This is a genomic window from Faecalibaculum rodentium (assembly GCF_001564455.1).
In the GTDB taxonomy this organism is placed as follows: domain Bacteria; phylum Bacillota_I; class Bacilli_A; order Erysipelotrichales; family Erysipelotrichaceae; genus Faecalibaculum; species Faecalibaculum rodentium.
Genome location: NZ_CP011391.1, coordinates 1232705 through 1252462, shown reverse-complemented (window position 1 = coordinate 1252462; position 19758 = coordinate 1232705). Strand labels below are relative to the sequence as shown.

The following is a 19758-nucleotide window of genomic DNA, read 5'->3' as shown; positions in this document are numbered from 1 at the left end:
TCACCTCTCATCTTCAGCTTATCACACACCAGCTGGAATCTGTCCGGTCAGCCATGGTGCATGACAGTCGGCTGGGTTCCTGCAGGTTCAGGATCTGCCGGGTTTTCCACTCTGTGCATGAAATAGACGGAGAAGAGAATATGGCATATAATTTTAAAGATGGCAGAAGGGAGAAAACTGACATGCTTACATTAGATCTCAGCCATGCTTTCCTGAAGGAAGATTTTCATGATTACCGCGAAGAGGTTGCGAAACTGGACGAGGCATTGAGAAACAAGACCTGCAAAGGCAGTGATTTTACAGGCTGGATGACCTGGGCCAACGACTATGACAAGGAAGAATTTGCCAGGATCAAAAAAGCCGCAGAAAAAATCCGGAACGAATCTGACGTGCTGGTTGTCTGCGGAATCGGCGGTTCCTACCTTGGTGCACGTGCAGCCATTGAAATGATCAACGGTCTGTATCCTGCAAAGCAGATCGAAGTCATTTACATGGGAAACACATTCTCCAGCACATATATCGCACAGGTCATGGAGTACCTGAAGGACAGGGAAGTGTCCGTGAATGTCATTTCCAAATCCGGTACAACCACCGAAACCGCTCTGGCTTTCCGGATCCTCAAACAGTTCATGGAAGACAAATACGGGGACCAGGCCGCAGGCCGCATTTATGCCACCACAGACAAGGCTCGCGGTGCCCTGAAACCCATGGCTGATGAAGAAGGCTATGAGACATTCGTCATTCCCGATGATATCGGCGGACGTTTCTCCGTCATCACCCCCGTGGGCCTGCTGCCTATTGCGGCTGCCGGGATTGATATTGATGCGCTGATGCAGGGTCTGCACGATGGCATGGGCGAATATGGCGATGCCGATCTCGACAAAAACCCCGCTTATCGCTACGCCGTTGCCCGCCGCATTCTGCAGCACCAGGGATATGATGTGGAACTCTTTGTAAACTATGAACCGCAGATGGCCATGGTATCCGAATGGTGGAAGCAGCTGTTCGGCGAATCCGAAGGCAAGGACGGACTCGGCATTCTGCCGGATTCCGTAAACTACTCCACGGATCTGCACTCACTGGGTCAGTTTGTCCAGGACGGCAAGAAAGTCCTGTTCGAGACAAACCTGTATGTCGAGCAGCCCATGATCGACATCACGTTCCCGGGCGATGACAAAAACGCCGACAAGATGAATTATCTTGCTGGCAAATCCGTCGACTGGGCCAACAAAATGGCTGCCAAAGGCACTCTGATGGCACACGAGGAAACCGGTGGTGTTCCCAACATCATTATCACCATGCCCTCCATGACTTCCTACGATTTCGGCAACATGTGCATGTTCTTCTTCAAGGCCATTGCCATGACCACACTTCTCAACGGTTCCAACCCGTTCAACCAGCCGGGTGTGGAAGTCTACAAGAAAAACATGTTCCGGCTGCTGGGCAAAGAATAATACCCGTCAGCATGCATCAGGCTGTCCTGTATGGACAGCCTTTTTTCTGACTGTCAATGCCGCCGTACCCCTGAAGCCGGGAATGCCACTGTCATGACGGATTCTGCCATATCCAGACGAAAGATGACATGTTTACTCAAGTAATTTTCCTTTCAATCTGAAATCAAATTATCGTGTTTCATCCGAGGATGGAGCGGTCAAATGTCACAGGAATTTGTGACGATTGTGGTATGTTGAAACTGCCAAACGGTACAACACCGCACAGGTGCATGAAAGGAAACATCATGAGAGACTTCAGATGGTTTACTGATTTCTTCAACACCGGTCTGGGGACTGCCATCAAGGCGGTTCTGCTGCTGGTGCTGGCCTTCATTGTGGCTGCGATTGCGAAATCGCTGATTGTAAAGCTGCTCTCGAGGACAAAACTTGCAACGCTGAAAGGAACCGGCGAGGGTGCGGAAAACCAGGGACCGAAAACGATAGATCTGATCGGCAAGCTGGTGCAGCTGGTCGTGTTCCTGCTGTTTGTGCCCGGTATCTTCGAGATCCTGGGCATGACACAGGTATCCGCTCCGGTTCTGACACTTCTGAACACGGTCTGGGGCTATGTTCCCAACATTCTGTTCTGCGTCATCATCCTCTGGATCGGTTTCTATGTTGCCCGCCTCGTTCGTGAGCTGCTGATTCCGGTCCTCAACAAGCTGGAAGTCAACCGTCTTCAAAAAATCGCCGGCATCGAAGTCCGGGATGAAGGCCGGCTTTCCAACACAATCGCATACATTGTATATGTGCTGATTCTGATTCCAGTCATCATTTCAGCCCTGTATGTCCTGGACATCAAGGCCATCTCCGATCCGGCAATTGCCATGCTGAGCATCATCTTCTCCTATATCCCGAGCCTGCTCGCTGCCCTTGTCATCATTGCCATCGGCTGGGTACTGGCGAAGTTTTGCGGCAACATCATCACCCGGATCATTGCTGCTTCCGGCCTGGATGCGAAGCTTGCTGCCCTGGCGGGCACCAGAGATGATTCCCCCTATGTGCTGTCTGCCATCATCGGCAAGACAGTGGAAGCTGTCATGATCATCTTCTTTGTGGTGGAGAGCTTCTCGACATTGCACCTGGGCGTGCTCACCAGAATCGGTACGGCTGTGATTGCGTACATGCCGTCTTTGCTGACGGCGGTCATCATTCTCTTCATCGCCTTCTTCCTCGCAGCCGTGGCAGGAAATGCCCTGAAGAAGAACGGCCACGGATCTATGGGACTCATTGTCCGGTATGTCATTTATGCAGTGGCTGCATTCATGGTCCTCAACCAGCTGGGCATTGCCCGGACACTGGTGGATTCCACATTCATCCTGGTGATCGCCGCTGTGGCTGTTGCCTTTGCCATCAGCTTTGGCATCGGTGGCCGGGACTTTGCAAAGGCCGTCCTGTCGGATGTGCAGAGGAAATTTCACATTGGAGAATAATGCATGAAAAACCGGGTTTCCCGGTTTTTTTTAAATCCGGATCCTGTCCGCAGCACAGAGCAGCGCAGGGGTTGATTCTTCATGGGATGGCAGCCAGCCGGCCTCCGGGCCATCCTGCCGCACGCCATTTTTCTTTTGAACCGAAGTAAAAACACCCGTTCTCTTTCTGAACAAAAACATGGAGTCTGTTTTCGCCCAATTTCGAAAATAAACGCTCAAAAACATACAGTTATTGTTATGATGGAGCCAGAAAGAAGGTACATGGAAATGAAACATCCGGAGAAGAAAGCGGAACAAATGACACAGGAAGAGCTGGCTTCCTACATCGACTATTCGGTCCTGAAGCCAGAGTTCACGGAAGAAGAAATCATCGAACTGACAAAAGACGGTGTAAAAAAGAAATGCGCCACCATCTGCATCAACCCGAAATATATCGAGCTGTGTGAACCATTTGTCAGGGGGACTGCGACAAAGCTCGCTCCTGTGGCAGATTTCCCGTTCGGGACATCCAGCACAGAATCCAGGATCCGCCAGATCCAGGATGCGGCCCGAAGCCCGGAGGTCATGGACATCGACATCGTGGCTAACTATGGGCAGATTCGCAGCGGGCGGTATGAAGAAGTCCTGGAGGATCTGAAGCAGTGTGCACAGGCTGCCCATGATGCAGGAAAGACGCTGAAAGTCATCCTGGAAACCGATGCCCTGACGGAAGAACAGGTCAGGAAAGGGACCAGGATCGTCAAAGAATCCGGTGCGGATTTCGTAAAAACCAGTACAGGTTTTCTGACCGGGCACGAAAGCCACGGCGCAACGCCGGAGGTGATCGCCATCATGATGGAGGAAGCCGGTCCGGACATGAAAGTCAAGGGGTCGGGCTGCATCCGCACCAGAGACCACTTCCTGAAGCTGATCGATATGGGAATCGACCGCATGGGTGTGGGGTATAAAAGTGTGCCTGTGGTCCTGGGAATCGGTGACTGAATCCGGGCCAGGTATCCGGCTGCTGTATTTCATTGAAAAGAGCCGCAGATCCGCTGCGGCTTTTCCTGACGCTGAAGAGTTCCTGTCGGACCACCCCTTCAACAGTCAGTCATCTGACAGAGTCAGAAAGGAGACAGAACATGGAGTTTCTGGAATTCATTCCCCGAAACGATGACATCGACCTGGAGAGGATCCGCCGACTGCGGACCAGGATGCAGAACCGTCAGGCCAGTCTCTGTACAGAACGGGCCATGTGCTATACCCGCTCTTTTCAGGAAACAGAAGGGGAAGACTGGCTGCTGCGAAAAGCGAAGGCTTTTGCCCGGACACTGAAGGAAATGACCATCTGGATTGACAAAGATTCTCTGATATTCGGGTGCCAGGCCAGCCGGAATTTCGCCGCTCCGGTTTTTCCGGAGTATTCCATTGACTGGGTGATCGATGAACTGGAGACCTTTTCCCTCCGGGATGGCGATGTGTTTCAGGTGAGTGAAGAAGACAAGGCCCGGCTGCGTTCCATCCAGTCATACTGGCACGGTCACACCCATGAAGATCAGGTGCGAAGGGCCACACCTGAACGGATTGTCCAGGCCGAACAGCAGAAAGTTCTGCACCGTGGGGGAATTTCCATGTCCGGAGACGGCCACATCGTTCCGGACCACGAAATGATTCTCAATCGCGGTTTCCGGGATCTGGCACGGGAATGCAGGGAACGGATGGCTGCGGCAGAAACTGGTCATACACAGGCATTTTACGAAGCGGCCGCCATCACACTGGAAGCAGCCCTTGACTGGATCAAGCGGTTCGGGGTGCTGGCAGGCTCCCTGGCCGAAGAGGTGGACGACCCGAAACGGGCTGCCGAACTGCGCTCCATGCAGGTCATGGCACAGTCGCTTCTGGAACAGCCGGCACAAAACTTCGAGGAAGCCCTGCAGACTGTATATCTTGTCCATGTGCTGCAGATGATCGAATCCAATGGCCACAGTTTCTGTTATGGCCGGTTTGACCAGTATCTGTGGCCGTATCTCCAGACAGACCTTGAGATGGGGCGGATCACGAAGGAGAAAGCCCTGGAACGCATCACGCATATGTTCCTGATGAACTCTTCCTGCAACAAAGTGCGTCCCTATGGTCATACACGGTATTCTCAGGGCTATCCGCTGTATTCAAACCTGATGATCGGCGGTCGGCGCCCAGATGGAGAGGATGGCACAAATCCTCTGTCGTATCTCTGTCTGGAGGCCATGAATCTGACAGCCATGGCCGAACCCAACTTCTCCATGCGGTATTCGAAGGACACACCGGATGACCTTCTGCGGCTTGCAGCCAGGCTCATTGCAACCGGCTGCGGAATGCCTTCCATGTTCAATGATGACGTGGCTGCGAAAGCAATCCATGATCTCGGCATTCCATGGGAAGATGCCCTGGACTATTGCGCCATCGGGTGCGTGGAGACCGGGGTCCCGGGAAAATACGGACACAGAGCCACAGGTATGACCTATGTGAACTGGGGAAAAATCCTGGAACTGCTGCTGCACGGTGGGTGTGATCCGGCCAGCGGAACCTGCCTGTGTCCTGTTCCCGATGAGTTCGGCAGCTATGAAGAGCTCTGGAGCAGCTGGAACACACTGCTGAAGTTCTACACCGATCTGGCAGTGGAGTGCGATGCGGTCTGCGACAGGTCCCTGGAGCGCTATGATGCCTCTCCCTTTGCATCCGTCTTCATCCGTGACTGCCTGGAGAAGGGAAAGACAGCCAAGGAAGGAGGCTGCCGCTATGATGTCGTGAGCCAGAGCAACATCGGACCGGCTGTCGTCGGCAACTCCCTGTACGCCTTGAAAAAACTGGTGTTTGATGACCGGGAGCTGACACTTGCACAGGTCCGGGAGGCCATGGACGATAACTGGCAGTCTCCGGAAAGTGCACGCATCCGCGCGCTCTGTATGGAGGTGCCGAAATTCGGCAATGATGATGATGCTGTGGATGCAGTGGTGAAAGATGTGTTCGAGTCCTACCTGGCGCTTCTGCCGGACTATGCCACGATTCGCAAAGACCGGGGACCGGCTGTGTCGGCTTATGCCATGAGCACCTCCAACATCACAAGCTATGTCCCCAACGGCAAAGACACGGGTGCAACACCGGATGGGCGGACGGCGCACAGTCCGCTCAATGAAGGCTGTTCCCCGACACAGGGGACAGACATCAACGGACCGACTGCAGTGATACGGTCTGTGGCGAAACTTCCCAATGACAGAGTCGCTGCCGGACAGCTTTTGAACATGCGGTTTTCACCGGATTCCCTGAAGACAGAAGAGAACCTGCTGCGCTTCACGGGATTCCTGAAAGCCAGCAGGCGCCTGGGCATCTATCATAACCAGTTCAATGTCGTGGACTCTGCCACTTTGCGGCAGGCCATGGAGGAACCGGACCGGTACCGGAACCTGATCGTCCGTGTCGCCGGATACTGTGCCCAGTTTGTCTCGCTGATGCCGGAAACACAGCTGGCCATCATTGACCGAACAGAGAACTGCCTGCAATGAAAACGTCCGGCAGATCTGTGCGGTGCGGACTGGTGGGAAACATTCAGGGCTATTCCACGGAGGACGGACCGGGAATCCGGACAACGGTGTTTCTCATGGGCTGTCCCCTGCGCTGCCGATGGTGTTCCAATCCGGAATTCCTGAAACCGGAGCCCGTCACCATGGTCTTCGGAAACGGACAGCAGCGGGTAGGGGAATGGATGTCGCCGGATACCCTGACTGAACGGCTTCTGCGGGACCGCATCTTTTATGAAGAAAGTGATGGCGGTGTCACATTTTCCGGCGGGGAAGCAGCCAGTCAGGCAGAGTTTGTTCTTGCCTGTGCCCGGCTGCTTCACAAAGAAGGGATCCATGTCTGTCTGGATACATCCGGCTGCTGCGATGCCCGCTCTTTTTCTGCATTGCTCTCAGGTGTCGATCTTGTGCTGTTTGACCTGAAAGCCGCAGACCCGATGCTTCACAAAGCCCTGACAGGACGCGACAACGCACAGATTCTCGAGAACCTGAGCATTCTGGGGGCATCCCGTATCCCATGGAGACTCCGCCTGGTGGTGGTACCGGGCTGCAACGATGCCCGAACTGATCTGGAACTCCGTCTTCAGACTGCTGCTGGTCTGGCAAATCCGCCGGAGGCTGTGGATGTGCTGCTCTATCATTCCCTGGGAGAAGGGAAGTATGCAGCGCTGGGACTTCCGTATTCCCTGCATGCAGTACCTGCCCCGGATCCTGGTTTAAAAGAATGGGTGCAGGATCGGGCACGGGCCCTGGGGCTGCAGCCAGGGTGGTTTGGCTGACCATGGTGGCACCGGCTCATAAAGTGTCATATTTTGACAGTTGTCCGTATATCCGTCTCAGAAAACCCCTTTCAAAGCGAAGGGGTTTTCCTTATAATGGATATTGTATGTAAACAAGAAGGAGGATTATATACACATGGCGAAAACATTCCAGTCCATGGACGGCAACACTGCTGCCGCTCATAACGCCTATGCTCTTTCGGAAATGAGCTGCATCTATCCGATCACGCCGTCCAGCCCGATGGCCGAGGTGATGGATGTCTGGGCGACACAGGGACGTAAGAACGCCTTCGATGAAGTGCTGAAAATTGCAGAACTGCAGTCCGAAGCCGGAGCCTCCGGTGCCGTGCACGGTGCTGCCCAGGCAGGTGTCCTGCCGGTAACCTTCACCGCTTCTCAGGGTCTGCTGCTGATGATTCCCAACATCTACAAGTGGGTCGGTGAAAACCTTCCCGTCGTGCTGCATGTGGCAGCCCGGTCCCTTGCCAGCCGTTCTCTGAACATCTTCGGCGACCACGAAGACGTATATGCAGTCCGCCAGACGGGCATCCCGATGCTGAGCTCCGGCTCCGTTCAGGAAGTCATGGACCTGGCCGGCATCGCGCACCTGGTAGCCATTGAGTCCCACACACCGTTCCTGCACTTCCACGATGGCTTCCGCACATCCCACGAAGTGGACAAGATCGAAGTGTTCGACACTGACAAATACAAGGAACTGATCAACTACGAAGCACTGGATGAGTTCCGCAAAAACGCCATGCAGCCTCACACCAACCCTGTGACCCGCGGCGCAAACGAAAACGACGACATTTTCTTCCAGGGTGTGGAAGCAAGAAACACACACTATGCAAACATCCCGGATGTCGTGGCCAAATACATGGACAAGATCTCCGAGATCACCGGCCGTGAATATCACCCCTTCAACTATGTGGGTGCTCCTGATGCCGAACGTGTGATCGTGGCCATGGGTTCCGTGAATGAAACAGCGGAAGAAGTGGTCAATGACCTTGTGGCAAAGGGAGAGAAAATCGGTCTGGTGAAAGTTCACCTGTTCCGTCCGTTCTCCACCAAGTACCTGCTGCAGGCACTGCCCGCCACCACAAAGAAGATCGCTGTTCTGGACCGCACAAAAGAAGGCGGCGCCTCCGGCGAGCCTCTGTACCTGGATGTTCTGGCATCCCTGAAGGACAAGGACATTCAGATTGTCGGCGGTCGATATGGCCTGGGCTCCCACGATACAGCCCCCAACCAGATCAAGGCTGTCTTCGATGAACTGAAGAAGGAAGAACCGAAGAACGGTTTCACAGTCGGCATTGAAGATGATGTCACCTTCACATCGCTGCCCGTGGACAAGGACTACATCATTGACAGCGATGCCACTGAATGTCTGTTCTGGGGTCTGGGATCCGACGGTACCGTTTCCGCCAACAAGTCCTCCATCAAGATCATTGGCGACAACACCGACATGTATGCACAGGGATATTATGCCTATGACTCCAAGAAAGCCGGCGGCGTAACCCGTTCCCATCTGCGTTTCGGCAACAGCCCGATCCACTCCACCTACTACATCAACAACGCGGACTTCATTTCCGTATCTCTGGACAGCTACATGTTCAAGTACGATCTGGCCCGCAACCTGAAAAAAGGCGGAACATTCCTGCTGAACACGACGTTCGACAAGGACGAAATCGTGAAGCACATGCCTAACCGTCTGAAAAAGGAACTGGCTGACAAGGACGCCAAGTTCTATATCATCGACGCTACGGAAATCGCCCAGAACATCGGCATGGGACGCCGGACCAACACCATCCTGCAGTCTGCGTTCTTCGCACTGAACCCGCAGATCATGCCGCTGGACAAGGCAGTCGAACTGATGAAGGCTGCTGCCAAGAAGTCCTATGGCAAAAAGGGTGATGCAGTCGTTGAACTCAACTACAAAGCCATTGACGCCGGCAAGGACGGCCTGGTGGAAGTGGAAGTGAAGCCCGAATGGAAAGATCTGCCCGTTTCCTCTCTGCGTGAAGCCACAGGCGATCCGTATTGGGATGAATACGCTGCCCGGATCAATGGTCTGGAAGGCTATGACATGCCCGTATCCTCCTTCACGAAGAACGGCGTCCTGGACGGCACGATGCAGAACAACATCGCATTCAAGGAAAAACGCACCATTGCAACGCTGGTTCCCGAATGGAACCCCGACAACTGCATTCAGTGCGGATTCTGCTCCTTTGTATGCCCGCACGCCACGATCCGTACCTTTGCCCTGACACCGGAAGAAATCGCAAATGCTCCGAAGGAATTCGAAGGCTTTGCAACACTGCCTCTGATGGGCAAAAAGGATACAGACCTGCGCTGGCGTGTTCAGGTATCTCCCTCCAACTGCGTGGGCTGCGGTCTGTGTGCCAACGAATGCCCGGGCAAGAAGGGCGAAAAGGCTCTGAAGATGGTCGATGTCAACTCTCAGCTGTACCTCGATCCTCTGGCAGACTACCTGTTCAAGCAAACCGAATACAAGAACGACCTGTTCCCGAAGGGCACCATCAAGGGTTCCCAGATGCTGATGCCGTACTTCGAGGTACCTGGATCCTGCCCTGGATGCGGTGAAACTCCGTACTACCGTCTGGCTTCCCAGCTGTTCGGTCAGGATATGCAGATTGCCAACGCAACCGGCTGCTCCTCCATCTACTGTGGTGCCAACCCCTCCAGCCCGTTTGTCAAGGACAAGAACGGCAACGGTGTGGCATGGGCCAACTCTCTGTTTGAAGACAACGCAGAATTCGGCTATGGCATGGCACTGGCCAACAACTACAGCCAGGCCAAGATCTACAAAGCGATGGAAGAAAACCTGGACAAGGTCGTTCCGGAACTGAGAGACCTGTTCCAGCAGTACCTGGATGCAGGCAACGACAAGGACAAACAGCGCGAACTTGCCCCGAAAATCAAGGAACTCGTGGCATTTGCAGATGTAAACGAAGACGTCAAGACTCTGCTGCAGGGTGACCTGGTTGCCAAGAGCAACTGGATCATCGGCGGTGATGGCTGGGCTTATGACATTGGTTACGGCGGTCTGGATCACGTTCTGGCCAACGACGTCAATGTAAACGTCCTGGTTCTGGATACCGAAGTGTACTCCAACACCGGCGGTCAGTCTTCCAAGTCCACTCCCCGTGCGTCTGTAGCCAAGTTTGCTGCAGGCGGCAAGAGCACTGCGAAGAAGGACCTGGGTCAGATTGCCATGGCATATGGACACGTCTACGTGGCTTCTGTCTGCATGGGTGCCGACAAGATGCAGACACTGAAGGCGTTCCAGGAAGCAGAATCCTACGATGGACCGTCCCTGATCATTGCCTACTCTCCCTGTGCCGAGCACGGCATCAAGGGCGGCCTGGGCAACCACCAGCAGGTTCAGCGTGATGCAGTGGAATGCGGTTATGTAGACCTGTACCGCTATGATCCGCGCAAGGAACAGCCTCTGACGATTGACACGAAGAAGCCGGCTGACTACTCCAAGATGAAGGATTTCATGCTGAAGGAAGCCCGCTATGCGCAGCTCGTGAAGCTGAAAGGCCCTGAATTCGCAGAGGAGATCTTTGCAAAGGCGGAAGCTGACGCAAAACGTCGTCACGCCCGTCTGGAAGCAATCCGCGACAACAAGATGTAATCGTTCCTGACGGGAACACCAGCAGGAGAGTCTGAACAGACTCTCCTGTTTTTTTTTGGGGTCAACCATCACAGAAAGGACCGTTGGAGTCTATATGCGTCAAATGGGGATCCGGGCACAGTGGGTAAAACCACATACACAAACAACGATACACAGTGATTTCAGCGGAAAACTGAAGAACCTGTTGGATAGAAACTTCTCTCCAGACCACCCAAACTGCGTATGGTGTACAGATATAACCTACATCCATACACGACAGGATGGATTCGTCTACCTGGCTTGCATCATGGATCTCTATTCGAGAAAGATCATTTCCTGGAAGCTTACCAAAACATTGGATACAGGACCGATTCTGGAATCAATCAAAGAAGCCAGGAAACAGCGACCGGCCAATGAGCCGATAATGATCCATACAGATCGTGGAGTCCACTATACCTGTGATCTGTACAGGAAACTGACCAGAGGAATGGTACGGAGTTATTCAGCAAAAGGTGTTCCATACGACAACGCCTGTATTGAATCGTTCCACTCCCTGATCAAGAGGGAGTGGCTGAACAGGTTCGTTATCCAGAACTTCAGACACGCATACAGACTGGTGAGCGAATATATTGACGGGTGGTACAACCCGAAACGGATACACAGTCATTGTGGATATATGCCCCCAACAGAATATGAAGTAATGTACCCAAGGACCAGCACTAATTGAGAAAGAATTCTGAAGCGCCCTTTACAGTGGGCTATCCCCTGGTAGACTAATGAGCCTTCAGCCAAAACTGTCAGCTATTGACTCTTTGGTTGAAGGAAAAAAAAGGGGTCCAGGGGATAGTGGGCCCCACTGTCAAGGGAGGAAGCGGAGGAAATCTTTCGTAGAATTGGCAGTATCTGCCGACTCTCTAAAGTCAGTGTCCGTTTTCTTGACATGGGACCACAGTGCAAAAGCTGGACAGAAAACACCGGAGAAGAACCAGAACCATCATCTGGAAGCAGTGGAAAAGCATCAGGAAGAAAGAAGAGAGCCTCATCCAACTGGGATGTCCCAGAGACAAGGCTCACTCATATGCATACGCACGACAGGGATATGCCAGGTGCGCATCGACGTTCCTGAACAGGTTCATTAAAATGAACACCTGAAGAAGAAAGGCCTCCTGACCATAGAGGAATACTTCGATACGGTGGCAGAAAGGTTATTTGTACGAACCGCCCAGTGCCGAACGGCATGCTGGGTGGTGTGAGAGGGTCTAATGACACCTACTCGATTTTCCGCCTGCAGGGTCACCGGCCTCACGGGCTTCAGAACGGAGTTTCTGCAGGCCGGCTAATATAATCAGAAGGAGAATGAACAGGCAGGACTCTGCCGCAGACATGCTCTGCAGAAAGGATTTTTTATGTGTACAGGTCTTTCATTTACCAATGGGTCGAACCATTTTTTCGGCCGCAATCTCGATCTTGAAATCGACTATCCCGTCAGTGTTGTCATCACACCCCGAAACTATGAATTCAAGCTGCGTCATACCGATTCCATCCCGGCGCATCATGCCATGATCGGAATGGGCATGATTCAGGATGACTATCCTCTGTATTTCGAGGGCATCAATGAAAAAGGGTTGGGATGTGCCGGCCTTGCCTTCTGGACCAGCTGCAGATATTTTCCGGTGCAGGAAGGGAAGACAAACATTGCTTCTTTTGAATTCATCCCCTATATTCTGAGCCGGTGTGAAACCACCGCCCAGGCCCGCCAGGAGCTCGAAAACATCAACATCACCAATGAAGGGTTCAGTGCAAAGTACGCTCCAAGCCCGCTGCACTGGCTGATCGCAGACGCAGAGAGCTCAATTGTCGTAGAAAGCACCGAAAAAGGACTTCAGGTTCATGACAACCCTTATCATGTACTGACCAATGAGCCGGATTTCCCGTTCCACGTCAACAACCTCTCGTTCTACTGCAACTGCTCCAACAAAATCCGGGATTTCAAAACGACACGGTTCTCGAAGAATTTCCCGGGCTTCATCAAGTTCGGTGCCGGAATGGGCAGTGCAGGCATCCCCGGCGGTCTGGATTCGATCTCCCGATTCGTCCGTGTCGCTTTCAGCGCACTGAATTCCGTCTGTGAGGATACAGAGGAAGCAAATGTCTCGCAGTTCTTCCATATTCTCGGCTCGGTATCCCAGACACGAGGCGCAGACCAGGTAAAGCCTGATGAATATGAGATCACGCAGTATACCTGCGGTGCCAATACGAAGACCGGACGGTTCTACTACACCACGTATTCCAATCCGTCTCTTTGCGCGGTCGATCTGATGAAGGAAGATCTGGATTCAGACAAGCTGACCGACTACCCTGTCCTGCGTGATCTGCAGGTGACTGTACAGAACTGATTTGCTGCACGCCATTATGGCGTGCTTTTTGTATTCCGCTTTCCGACCGGATTATTTCATGCCTGTCAGGCATAGAGACAGGTGCAAAACCGGTATTTTCTTAGCTGCTGTCAATTTCCTACAATAGACATGATCAGATACGTCAAGGAGGAACAGCATGACAGTCAGACAGACAGCCGGGCGGCAGCAGCTTGGAGAATTTGCACCGGAATTCGCACATTTGAATGATGACATTCTTTTTGGGGAGGTCTGGAACCGAACAGACAAACTGTCCCTGAAACAACGTTCCATGATCACCGTAACGGCTTTGATGGCCCAGGGACTGACAGACACTTCTTTTGCCCATCATCTGCAGAACGCGAAAAACAACGGTGTCACAGGAACTGAAATCGCAGAACTCATTACGCATGCAGCCTTTTATGCCGGATGGCCCAAAGCCTGGGCTGCATTCCGGCTCGCGAAAGACATCTGGACCGAAAACGATCCCAAAGCCGACTACCAGGAAACGATCCAGTTTCCCATCGGAAAGCCCAACGATGCCTATGCACAGTATTTTGACGGACAGAGCTGGCTGGCCCCGCTGGGTGGCGGACTGTCGAATGTCACCTTTGAACCCGGCTGCAGGAATCACTGGCACATCCATCAGGCAGCAGAAGGCGGGGGACAGCTGCTGTTCTGTGTCGGCGGGCGCGGCTATTACCAGGAATGGGGCAAGGATCCCATAGAAATGAATCCTGGTGATTCCATTGTGATTCCGGCGAATGCGAAACACTGGCATGGGGCCGCACCAGATTCGTGGTTCTCTCATCTGGCCATGGAACTGCCGGGGACCGAGACAGGGACCATATGGGAAGACCCGGTGGATCCTGCAGACTACGAGACGCTGAAGTGACCGCCCAGGCGTTCAGGTGACAGTGATCTTCATCATTCATTGCAACAGCAAAAGACTTCGGATTCCGGCCCATCGGGTGTGCTTCAGAATCCGAAGTCTTTTTCATTTCCGCAGTCTGCCGCCTTGCAGATCAGGCCCAGGTCCTGAACAGCGTCTCAGGCACATCGGCCGTATGCCAGGTCCGGCTGATCACCTGACTGTCCGGATCGGCAAACAACTCCTGGAAATACTGGAAATACTCGCCGGGGGAAACGATTCCTTTTTTTCGGGGTATGTCACAGCCTGCGGCTGTCAGGACCGTTTCTGCAAACAGGGAACAGTTTGTGCCCATGACCCAGTACGTCTGCCAGGGACCATGCGTGAACTGCCGGAATTTGCACCCGGTTCTCCAGAACAGCCGGCTGGCGTAGTCTTTCATGTATTCTTCGGGTTTCTGCCATCCATCAGAGTCCTGCTGGAGCGGGCATTTCCAGAGAGCCATGCCGGCAGTCAGTTCCTCGAGGGTTTGGTGCAGATTTTCTGCCTGTTCACCCGTCAGCTTCAGCCCGAATCCATAGAGTGTGCTGCCTTCATAAATGCAGGAGTTATTGATATAGACCTCGGGAGCCACGGTGAAAAACACAGCCTTGCCCAGGGTACCCGCCAGTTTCTCCTCCCGCTTGGCATAGTTGCCGTAGGAGTACATGCGACCTTCAAAGCAGAATGTCATGTGTCCCACAGCGTGCACGCCTTCCTTGCCGGTGTGGATGTAGACGATCAGGTCCGGTGCCTCTTCGCTTTTTTGACGGTTGTAGGAGATGCTGCCATCTGTTTTGACATGTTTTTCCATGAGTTCGAGCACCATGAATGGCAAAAATGTGACAAAGGCAACGGGCAGGGACGTCATATGGTTCATGACGCTGACCCCCAGCGGTCTGTGATGTCTGGCAGTGACGTGGATCACCAGCAGTTCGAGCCCCTGGAAGACAAGATACCATCCGATCACAATCTGCAGCAGCCGGCTGTCATCGTGTCTGGCGAGAAACAGAATCAGTGCCAGGACCAGATAGCCGAATCCGAAGAGAAGATTGGAGGGATTCTTCCAGTTGGAGAGTCCATCGGCATAGGCCTGGAGAAAGTAGGACACTGCACAGAACAGCATGTAGATGCCAAAGGCAACACTGGCCAGCACCCCTGGCATGGAAGCAACCAGAACCAGGAGCGCCGCTGCAGCAGCAGCCAGAATATAGTTGATGCGGCTGCCTGAGGTGAATCTGCGGATGATCAGGACAATGAATGTGACTGCAAGCAGGGCAGTCATGATCCAGTACAGCAGCTGTCCAGACAGCCGCGGCCAGATCAGAAGGCCGGTTCCACATACCAGAAACAGGACCGCCGCACTGAATTCAATGATCTGTATTCTTTTCATGAGTTCATTGTATCAGAGCCGGTATTCTGCACCCGCTGAAATACAAAGAGCACAGAGAAGCGGGCGTGGTATAATCGGGAGCGTGAAAACGAGAACAATATTTCCAGGAAACCTGCCTGAAGCCAGGCAGACGCTTGCTTCGCTCACAAAGTGCGAGCCGGATGAACCGCTTCTTCTGGCTGTCATTCACGAAGAGACCCCGGCCGATCCGCAGCTGATGCAGGAGCTGATGGAGCTGCAGCTGTCCTCCAGGAACATCTATGTACTGTTTGGTACAAAGGAGGATTTCGTGAATCCGGCCGCTGCTTCCCGCCAGGAACTCCTGACAGAGGGCCCCGGCCGGGATGACCTGCCTGAACCGCTGACACCCCCTGCGGATCAGCCACGTTCGCCAGCCGGGAAGGGGGACCAGTCATGAACTTCTGCTTTGACTGTGATGATACGCTCTACGATATGCGCAGTCCCTTTGACCAGGCAAGAGCAGAGGTCCTGCCGGGGCTGCAGGCAGATCCGGAAGCCTTTTATACACAGACCCGCGCATTTTCGGAGGAGATTTTCGACCAGGTGCAGGATGGAACACTGACAGTGGATCAGTCCGGTGTGCTGAGGATACGGAAAGCCTGTGAATGGTGGGGTCAGCCAGTCACACTGGCACAGGCCGAGGCCTTTCAGGCGGCCTATCGGCGGGCTCAGACGGAAATCCGCATGGCGCCGGAGCTGGAGGAATGGCTTGCCGATACGCGGTCCGGTCTCTGGATTCTCTCCAATGGCCCGGATGTCCATCAGAGAAGGAAATTCAGCGCCCTGAAGACAGACCGGTTCTTCCCGGAGAGTCATACCTTTACCAGCGGACAGATCGGGTTTGCGAAACCGGACCCCCGCGCATTCCAGGCTGTGACCGCGGATCCTTCAGATTTCTGGTATATAGGAGACAACTACCACAACGATATGGAGGGAGCCAAAGCGCTGGGCTGGCATACGATTCATTTCGATCGCAGGCATCAGGGATCCGGGCCTGCAGCAGATTACATCGCGCATGATGAAAGTGAGCTGACAGCCCTGCTGCGTCAGCTGGAAGGAGAATACAATGTTTGATATTGTCGTGGATTCCGGGTGCGACCTGGAAAGTGCAGCGGGACTGACCGTCCTGCCTTTGAACATCACCATCGATGACAAGGAATACCTCGACGGCGTCACCCTGAGCCGTCACGACTTCTATCGGCGTCTGGAAGATAGCAGCACGCTGCCCAAAACCAGTCAGATCGCTCCCGGTGTCTATGAAGAGGCCATCCAGGCGGTGCAGGAGTCCGGCAAGGATGTCCTGGTGATCTGTCTTTCCTCAAAGCTCTCGGGCACGTACCAGAGTGCCTGTCTGGCCGCCTCCATGATTGACCATGGAGTGAAGGTTCTGGACAGCGAGACTGTCACCATCGGCGAGATGATTCTCGTGCAGAGAGCCATGGAACTCCGGGATGCGGGACTGTCGCTGGAAGAAGCGTATAAACTTCTGGAGCAGGAAAAGAAACAGATTCGCCTGCTGGCGCTGCTGGATACCCTGGAGTATCTGCAGAAGGGAGGGCGGGTGTCCAGTGTGGCGGCTATGGCAGGCGCTCTTCTGAAGATCAAGCCGGTCATTGCCGTGGAAAACGGGGAAGCTGTGGTCAAGGGCAAAGCGCGTGGTGTCAAAAAGGGGAGAGCGTACCTGACGGAAGCCATTTCAGCTTCCGGAATCGATTTCGACAAGCCGCTGGCCCTTGGATATACCGGTACTGACGATGCGCTGCTGCAGGCATATCTGGTAGAAAACCAGGACCTTCTGCAGGGACATGCAGTGCAGGAGATCAATGTGGGATGTGCCATTGGTACACACACTGGTCCGGGAGGCATTGCAGCGGCATGGTTCGAGAAGAAAACAGACTGATGGAAAAAAGCAGAAGCATGGACAGCCAGGGTGTTCCGTCAAATGCTTTCGGGAAGTCAGAAAGGAAACCGGAGCTGATTGTCACACTGAATCCCGGAGATCCCATACCGGTTCATGGCAGTCTGGCTGTACCAGTGGAGCCCTTCGCCGCAGGATTTCCACAGGCATTCACCGTGGAGGACTGGCGCAAGCTTCGTTTACGGACCATCGAGGAAGGACGAAAGCTCTACGCACTTCTCCCCGGTTTTGTGATGGAAGAAGATCTGGATGCGCTGGAACAGTTGCTTCTCTCTCTGCATGATGCCGACGGGCTCTACTATGGAGATGAGGCTGTCCTCATGGCTGCTCGGAAGACAGGGTATGACGGCCTGATGATCTTCCAGCCGGACACCCTGATCTGCAGCAGTGCCGATGTTCAGGCCGTGAAATCGATGGGAGCGGATGTGGTCTCCCTGGCCCATGAACTGTCTCTGGAAGAAGTCCTTGCGATTGCCGGAAGGACAGATGGACTGGAAGTGCAGATCCATGGCTATTATCCTGTACTCTCCTCCCGCCGGAAACTGCTGACAGCCTATGGGCGGACCATTGGCAGCTCGGTGATCGGGGAAGGGCAGTTCAGTCTGCAGGAAACGACACGGCCGAACCGGATTCCGGTCCTGGAGCAGGAAAGCGGCACCGTTCTGTTTTCTCCCGAACCAGTCCAGTCCCTCGGGCAGCTGCCGGCTCTGCTGCATGCCGGGATCGACCGTCTGCGCATCGATACCCGGTTTCTGGAGCCTTCCGACCGTAACGCTGCCCTGACTGCCTATCAGGCGGTGATCGATGGCGGCGTGGCTGGCATGCAGCTTCCAGGCAGTGACCGAACCTGGAGACAGCAGAGTGTCAAGACCAAGGAGGAAACACAGTGATTGAACTTCTTGCCCCGGCCGGTAATCTGGAAAAAGCCAAAACCGCCATTGACTACGGAGCCGATGCAGTATACATTGGCGGACAGGCTTTCTCCCTGCGCTCCAGAGCCTCCAATTTCACGCTGGAGGACATTCGGGAACTGGTGACGTATGCCCACAGCCGCAATGCAAAGGTGCATGTGACAGTCAACATGATCCCCCATGAAGAAGACCTGGCAGGTCTGGATGAATGGCTGCGCAATCTGGATGATGCCGGAGTGGATGCAATTATCGCTGCCAGTCCATGGATCCTTTTGCGGGCGAAGGAACTGGGCTGCCGCTTTGAACGGCATGTCTCCACGCAGCATTCGTCAGTCAACTCTTCCACAGTCAATTTCTGGGCCAGGCAGGGAATGGACCGGGTGGTTCTTGGACGGGAATGCACCATGGAGGAAATCCGCCAGATCTGCCAGCGGGCACAGACTGAGACGGAAGCCTTCATTCACGGTGGCATGTGTGTGTCCTATTCCGGCCGCTGTGTTTTGAGCAACCACCTGACGAACCGGGATGCAAACCGCGGCGGTTGTGCGCAGTCCTGCCGCTGGAAATATCATGTATTTCCGTTTGATGGCTCGGATGTGCAGCTGAGCGACCCTAACAAGCCGTTCTCGATGTCCAGCAAGGATCTGAGGGGAATCCGGCAGATCCCGGCCATGATCGAGGCAGGTGTGGCTTCCCTGAAAATCGAAGGCCGCATGAAATCCGCCTATTACCTGGCCACAGTGGTCAGCACATACCGGCGGCTGATCGATGCAGTGGAATCAGGACAGGAACTCACAGAATCATTCTTCCACCAGCTGGAGAAAGAACTGGACAAAGCGGAAAACCGGCCGACAGGTCCGGGTTTCCTGGAAGGCCTTCCGGGCGCTGAAATGCAGCTGTACCGGGAACACGCAGAACTGGTGACGCAGGAATTCACAGCCCTCGTACTGAGTGAACGGGATGAAAACGGCTGGATCCAGATCCAGATCCGGAACCGCCTAGACCCGGCACAGGAACTGGAGATTTTTGGCCCGGATATCCTGCCGCAGATCATTCGACTCGAGGAAGTGATGGATGAAGACGGACAGAAGCCGCTGATCCTGAACCGGCCCATGCAGGTGGTGAAAGCCCGCTGGGATGGTCCGGTGCAGACAGGAGCCATGATCCGGAAGACCATGAAGAAACAGGCAGTCTGATGCCTGTTTTTTCTCTTGAGGTCGTAAAGGTCAGTCACAGTGACCGGCGTGATGCAAGCCTGCTGCGCTCCGGATGTGACCGAATGGCACACAGGCTTGCAGGCAGGGAGCAGTCAGGTCAGTCAGGGCAGTCGG

At 54.0% G+C, this 19758-nt stretch carries 15 protein-coding genes; 14 read left to right on the top strand and 1 reads right to left on the bottom strand.

What is annotated here, in order from left to right:
• The first annotated feature begins 182 nt into the window (after window positions 1-182).
• From aalo17_RS06105 to aalo17_RS06060, 9 genes are all read left to right on the top strand, one after another.
• On the top strand, window positions 183-1454 hold the full coding sequence (locus tag aalo17_RS06105; protein ID WP_067560151.1) for a glucose-6-phosphate isomerase: 1272 nt from the start codon (window positions 183-185) through the stop codon (window positions 1452-1454).
• 284 nt (window positions 1455-1738) lie between these two features.
• Window positions 1739-2926, top strand: coding sequence for a mechanosensitive ion channel (locus aalo17_RS06100; RefSeq protein WP_067556929.1), 1188 nt, complete (start codon window positions 1739-1741; stop codon window positions 2924-2926).
• A 261-nt stretch (window positions 2927-3187) separates the two neighbouring features.
• A complete protein-coding gene (gene deoC / locus aalo17_RS06095) occupies window positions 3188-3907 on the top strand; it encodes a deoxyribose-phosphate aldolase (RefSeq protein ID WP_420806565.1) in 720 nt (239 codons plus the stop codon).
• A 140-nt stretch (window positions 3908-4047) separates the two neighbouring features.
• The gene (locus aalo17_RS06090; protein WP_067556927.1) at window positions 4048-6447 is read left to right on the top strand and encodes a glycyl radical protein; all 2400 of its coding nucleotides are present in this window, start codon (window positions 4048-4050) and stop codon (window positions 6445-6447) included.
• The gene (locus aalo17_RS06085) at window positions 6444-7241 is read left to right on the top strand and encodes a radical SAM protein (RefSeq protein WP_067556924.1); all 798 of its coding nucleotides are present in this window, start codon (window positions 6444-6446) and stop codon (window positions 7239-7241) included. The genes aalo17_RS06090 and aalo17_RS06085 overlap by 4 nt, the downstream gene beginning before the upstream one ends.
• Window positions 7242-7377: 136 nt before the next feature.
• A complete protein-coding gene (gene nifJ, locus aalo17_RS06080) occupies window positions 7378-10902 on the top strand; it encodes a pyruvate:ferredoxin (flavodoxin) oxidoreductase (RefSeq protein WP_067556921.1) in 3525 nt (1174 codons plus the stop codon).
• 55 nt (window positions 10903-10957) lie between these two features.
• Window positions 10958-11608 carry an IS3 family transposase gene (locus aalo17_RS06075; RefSeq protein ID WP_257721852.1) on the top strand — a complete coding sequence of 217 codons (651 nt, stop codon included), beginning with the start codon at window positions 10958-10960 and terminating at the stop codon, window positions 11606-11608.
• A 679-nt stretch (window positions 11609-12287) separates the two neighbouring features.
• Entirely contained in the window at window positions 12288-13277 is a 990-nt protein-coding gene (gene bsh / locus aalo17_RS06065; RefSeq protein WP_067556912.1) for a choloylglycine hydrolase, read from the top strand.
• 157 nt (window positions 13278-13434) lie between these two features.
• The gene (locus aalo17_RS06060) at window positions 13435-14169 is read left to right on the top strand and encodes a carboxymuconolactone decarboxylase family protein (protein ID WP_067556909.1); all 735 of its coding nucleotides are present in this window, start codon (window positions 13435-13437) and stop codon (window positions 14167-14169) included.
• Between the two features lie 130 nt (window positions 14170-14299).
• Here the strand turns inward: aalo17_RS06060 and aalo17_RS06055 are convergent, their stop codons facing one another.
• Complete coding sequence (locus aalo17_RS06055) at window positions 14300-15577, bottom strand: hypothetical protein (RefSeq protein WP_067556906.1); 1278 nt, start codon at window positions 15575-15577, stop codon at window positions 14300-14302.
• Between the two features lie 82 nt (window positions 15578-15659).
• Here aalo17_RS06055 and aalo17_RS06050 point away from each other — a divergent pair, with 82 nt between their 5' ends.
• From aalo17_RS06050 to aalo17_RS06030, 5 genes are read left to right on the top strand one after another with little or no spacing between them, the layout of a single operon-like run.
• A complete protein-coding gene (locus tag aalo17_RS06050) occupies window positions 15660-15995 on the top strand; it encodes a hypothetical protein (protein ID WP_067556903.1) in 336 nt (111 codons plus the stop codon).
• Complete coding sequence (locus aalo17_RS06045) at window positions 15992-16672, top strand: HAD family hydrolase (protein ID WP_067556900.1); 681 nt, start codon at window positions 15992-15994, stop codon at window positions 16670-16672. Before aalo17_RS06050 ends, aalo17_RS06045 begins: the two co-directional genes overlap by 4 nt.
• The gene (locus aalo17_RS06040; RefSeq protein ID WP_067556898.1) at window positions 16665-17498 is read left to right on the top strand and encodes a DegV family protein; all 834 of its coding nucleotides are present in this window, start codon (window positions 16665-16667) and stop codon (window positions 17496-17498) included. The genes aalo17_RS06045 and aalo17_RS06040 overlap by 8 nt, the downstream gene beginning before the upstream one ends.
• Entirely contained in the window at window positions 17474-18406 is a 933-nt protein-coding gene (locus aalo17_RS06035) for a peptidase U32 family protein (protein WP_158507740.1), read from the top strand. Before aalo17_RS06040 ends, aalo17_RS06035 begins: the two co-directional genes overlap by 25 nt.
• Entirely contained in the window at window positions 18403-19623 is a 1221-nt protein-coding gene (locus tag aalo17_RS06030; protein ID WP_067556893.1) for a peptidase U32 family protein, read from the top strand. Before aalo17_RS06035 ends, aalo17_RS06030 begins: the two co-directional genes overlap by 4 nt.
• Window positions 19624-19758 lie beyond the last annotated feature (135 nt).

Excerpts from the sequence above, each read along its gene's own strand:
- aalo17_RS06090 (WP_067556927.1), top strand. The coding sequence starts at position 4,048 with ATGGAGTTTCTGGAATTCATTCCCCGAAACGATGACATCGACCTGGAG.
- nifJ (WP_067556921.1), top strand. The coding sequence starts at position 7,378 with ATGGCGAAAACATTCCAGTCCATGGACGGCAACACTGCTGCCGCTCAT.
- aalo17_RS06055 (WP_067556906.1), bottom strand. The coding sequence starts at position 15,577 with ATGAAAAGAATACAGATCATTGAATTCAGTGCGGCGGTCCTGTTTCTG.
- aalo17_RS06060 (WP_067556909.1), top strand. The coding sequence starts at position 13,435 with ATGACAGTCAGACAGACAGCCGGGCGGCAGCAGCTTGGAGAATTTGCA.
- bsh (WP_067556912.1), top strand. The coding sequence starts at position 12,288 with ATGTGTACAGGTCTTTCATTTACCAATGGGTCGAACCATTTTTTCGGC.
- aalo17_RS06100 (WP_067556929.1), top strand. The coding sequence starts at position 1,739 with ATGAGAGACTTCAGATGGTTTACTGATTTCTTCAACACCGGTCTGGGG.
- aalo17_RS06045 (WP_067556900.1), top strand. The coding sequence starts at position 15,992 with ATGAACTTCTGCTTTGACTGTGATGATACGCTCTACGATATGCGCAGT.
- aalo17_RS06105 (WP_067560151.1), top strand. The coding sequence starts at position 183 with ATGCTTACATTAGATCTCAGCCATGCTTTCCTGAAGGAAGATTTTCAT.
- aalo17_RS06085 (WP_067556924.1), top strand. The coding sequence starts at position 6,444 with ATGAAAACGTCCGGCAGATCTGTGCGGTGCGGACTGGTGGGAAACATT.
- deoC (WP_420806565.1), top strand. The coding sequence starts at position 3,188 with ATGGAAATGAAACATCCGGAGAAGAAAGCGGAACAAATGACACAGGAA.
- aalo17_RS06040 (WP_067556898.1), top strand. The coding sequence starts at position 16,665 with ATGTTTGATATTGTCGTGGATTCCGGGTGCGACCTGGAAAGTGCAGCG.
- aalo17_RS06035 (WP_158507740.1), top strand. The coding sequence starts at position 17,474 with ATGGTTCGAGAAGAAAACAGACTGATGGAAAAAAGCAGAAGCATGGAC.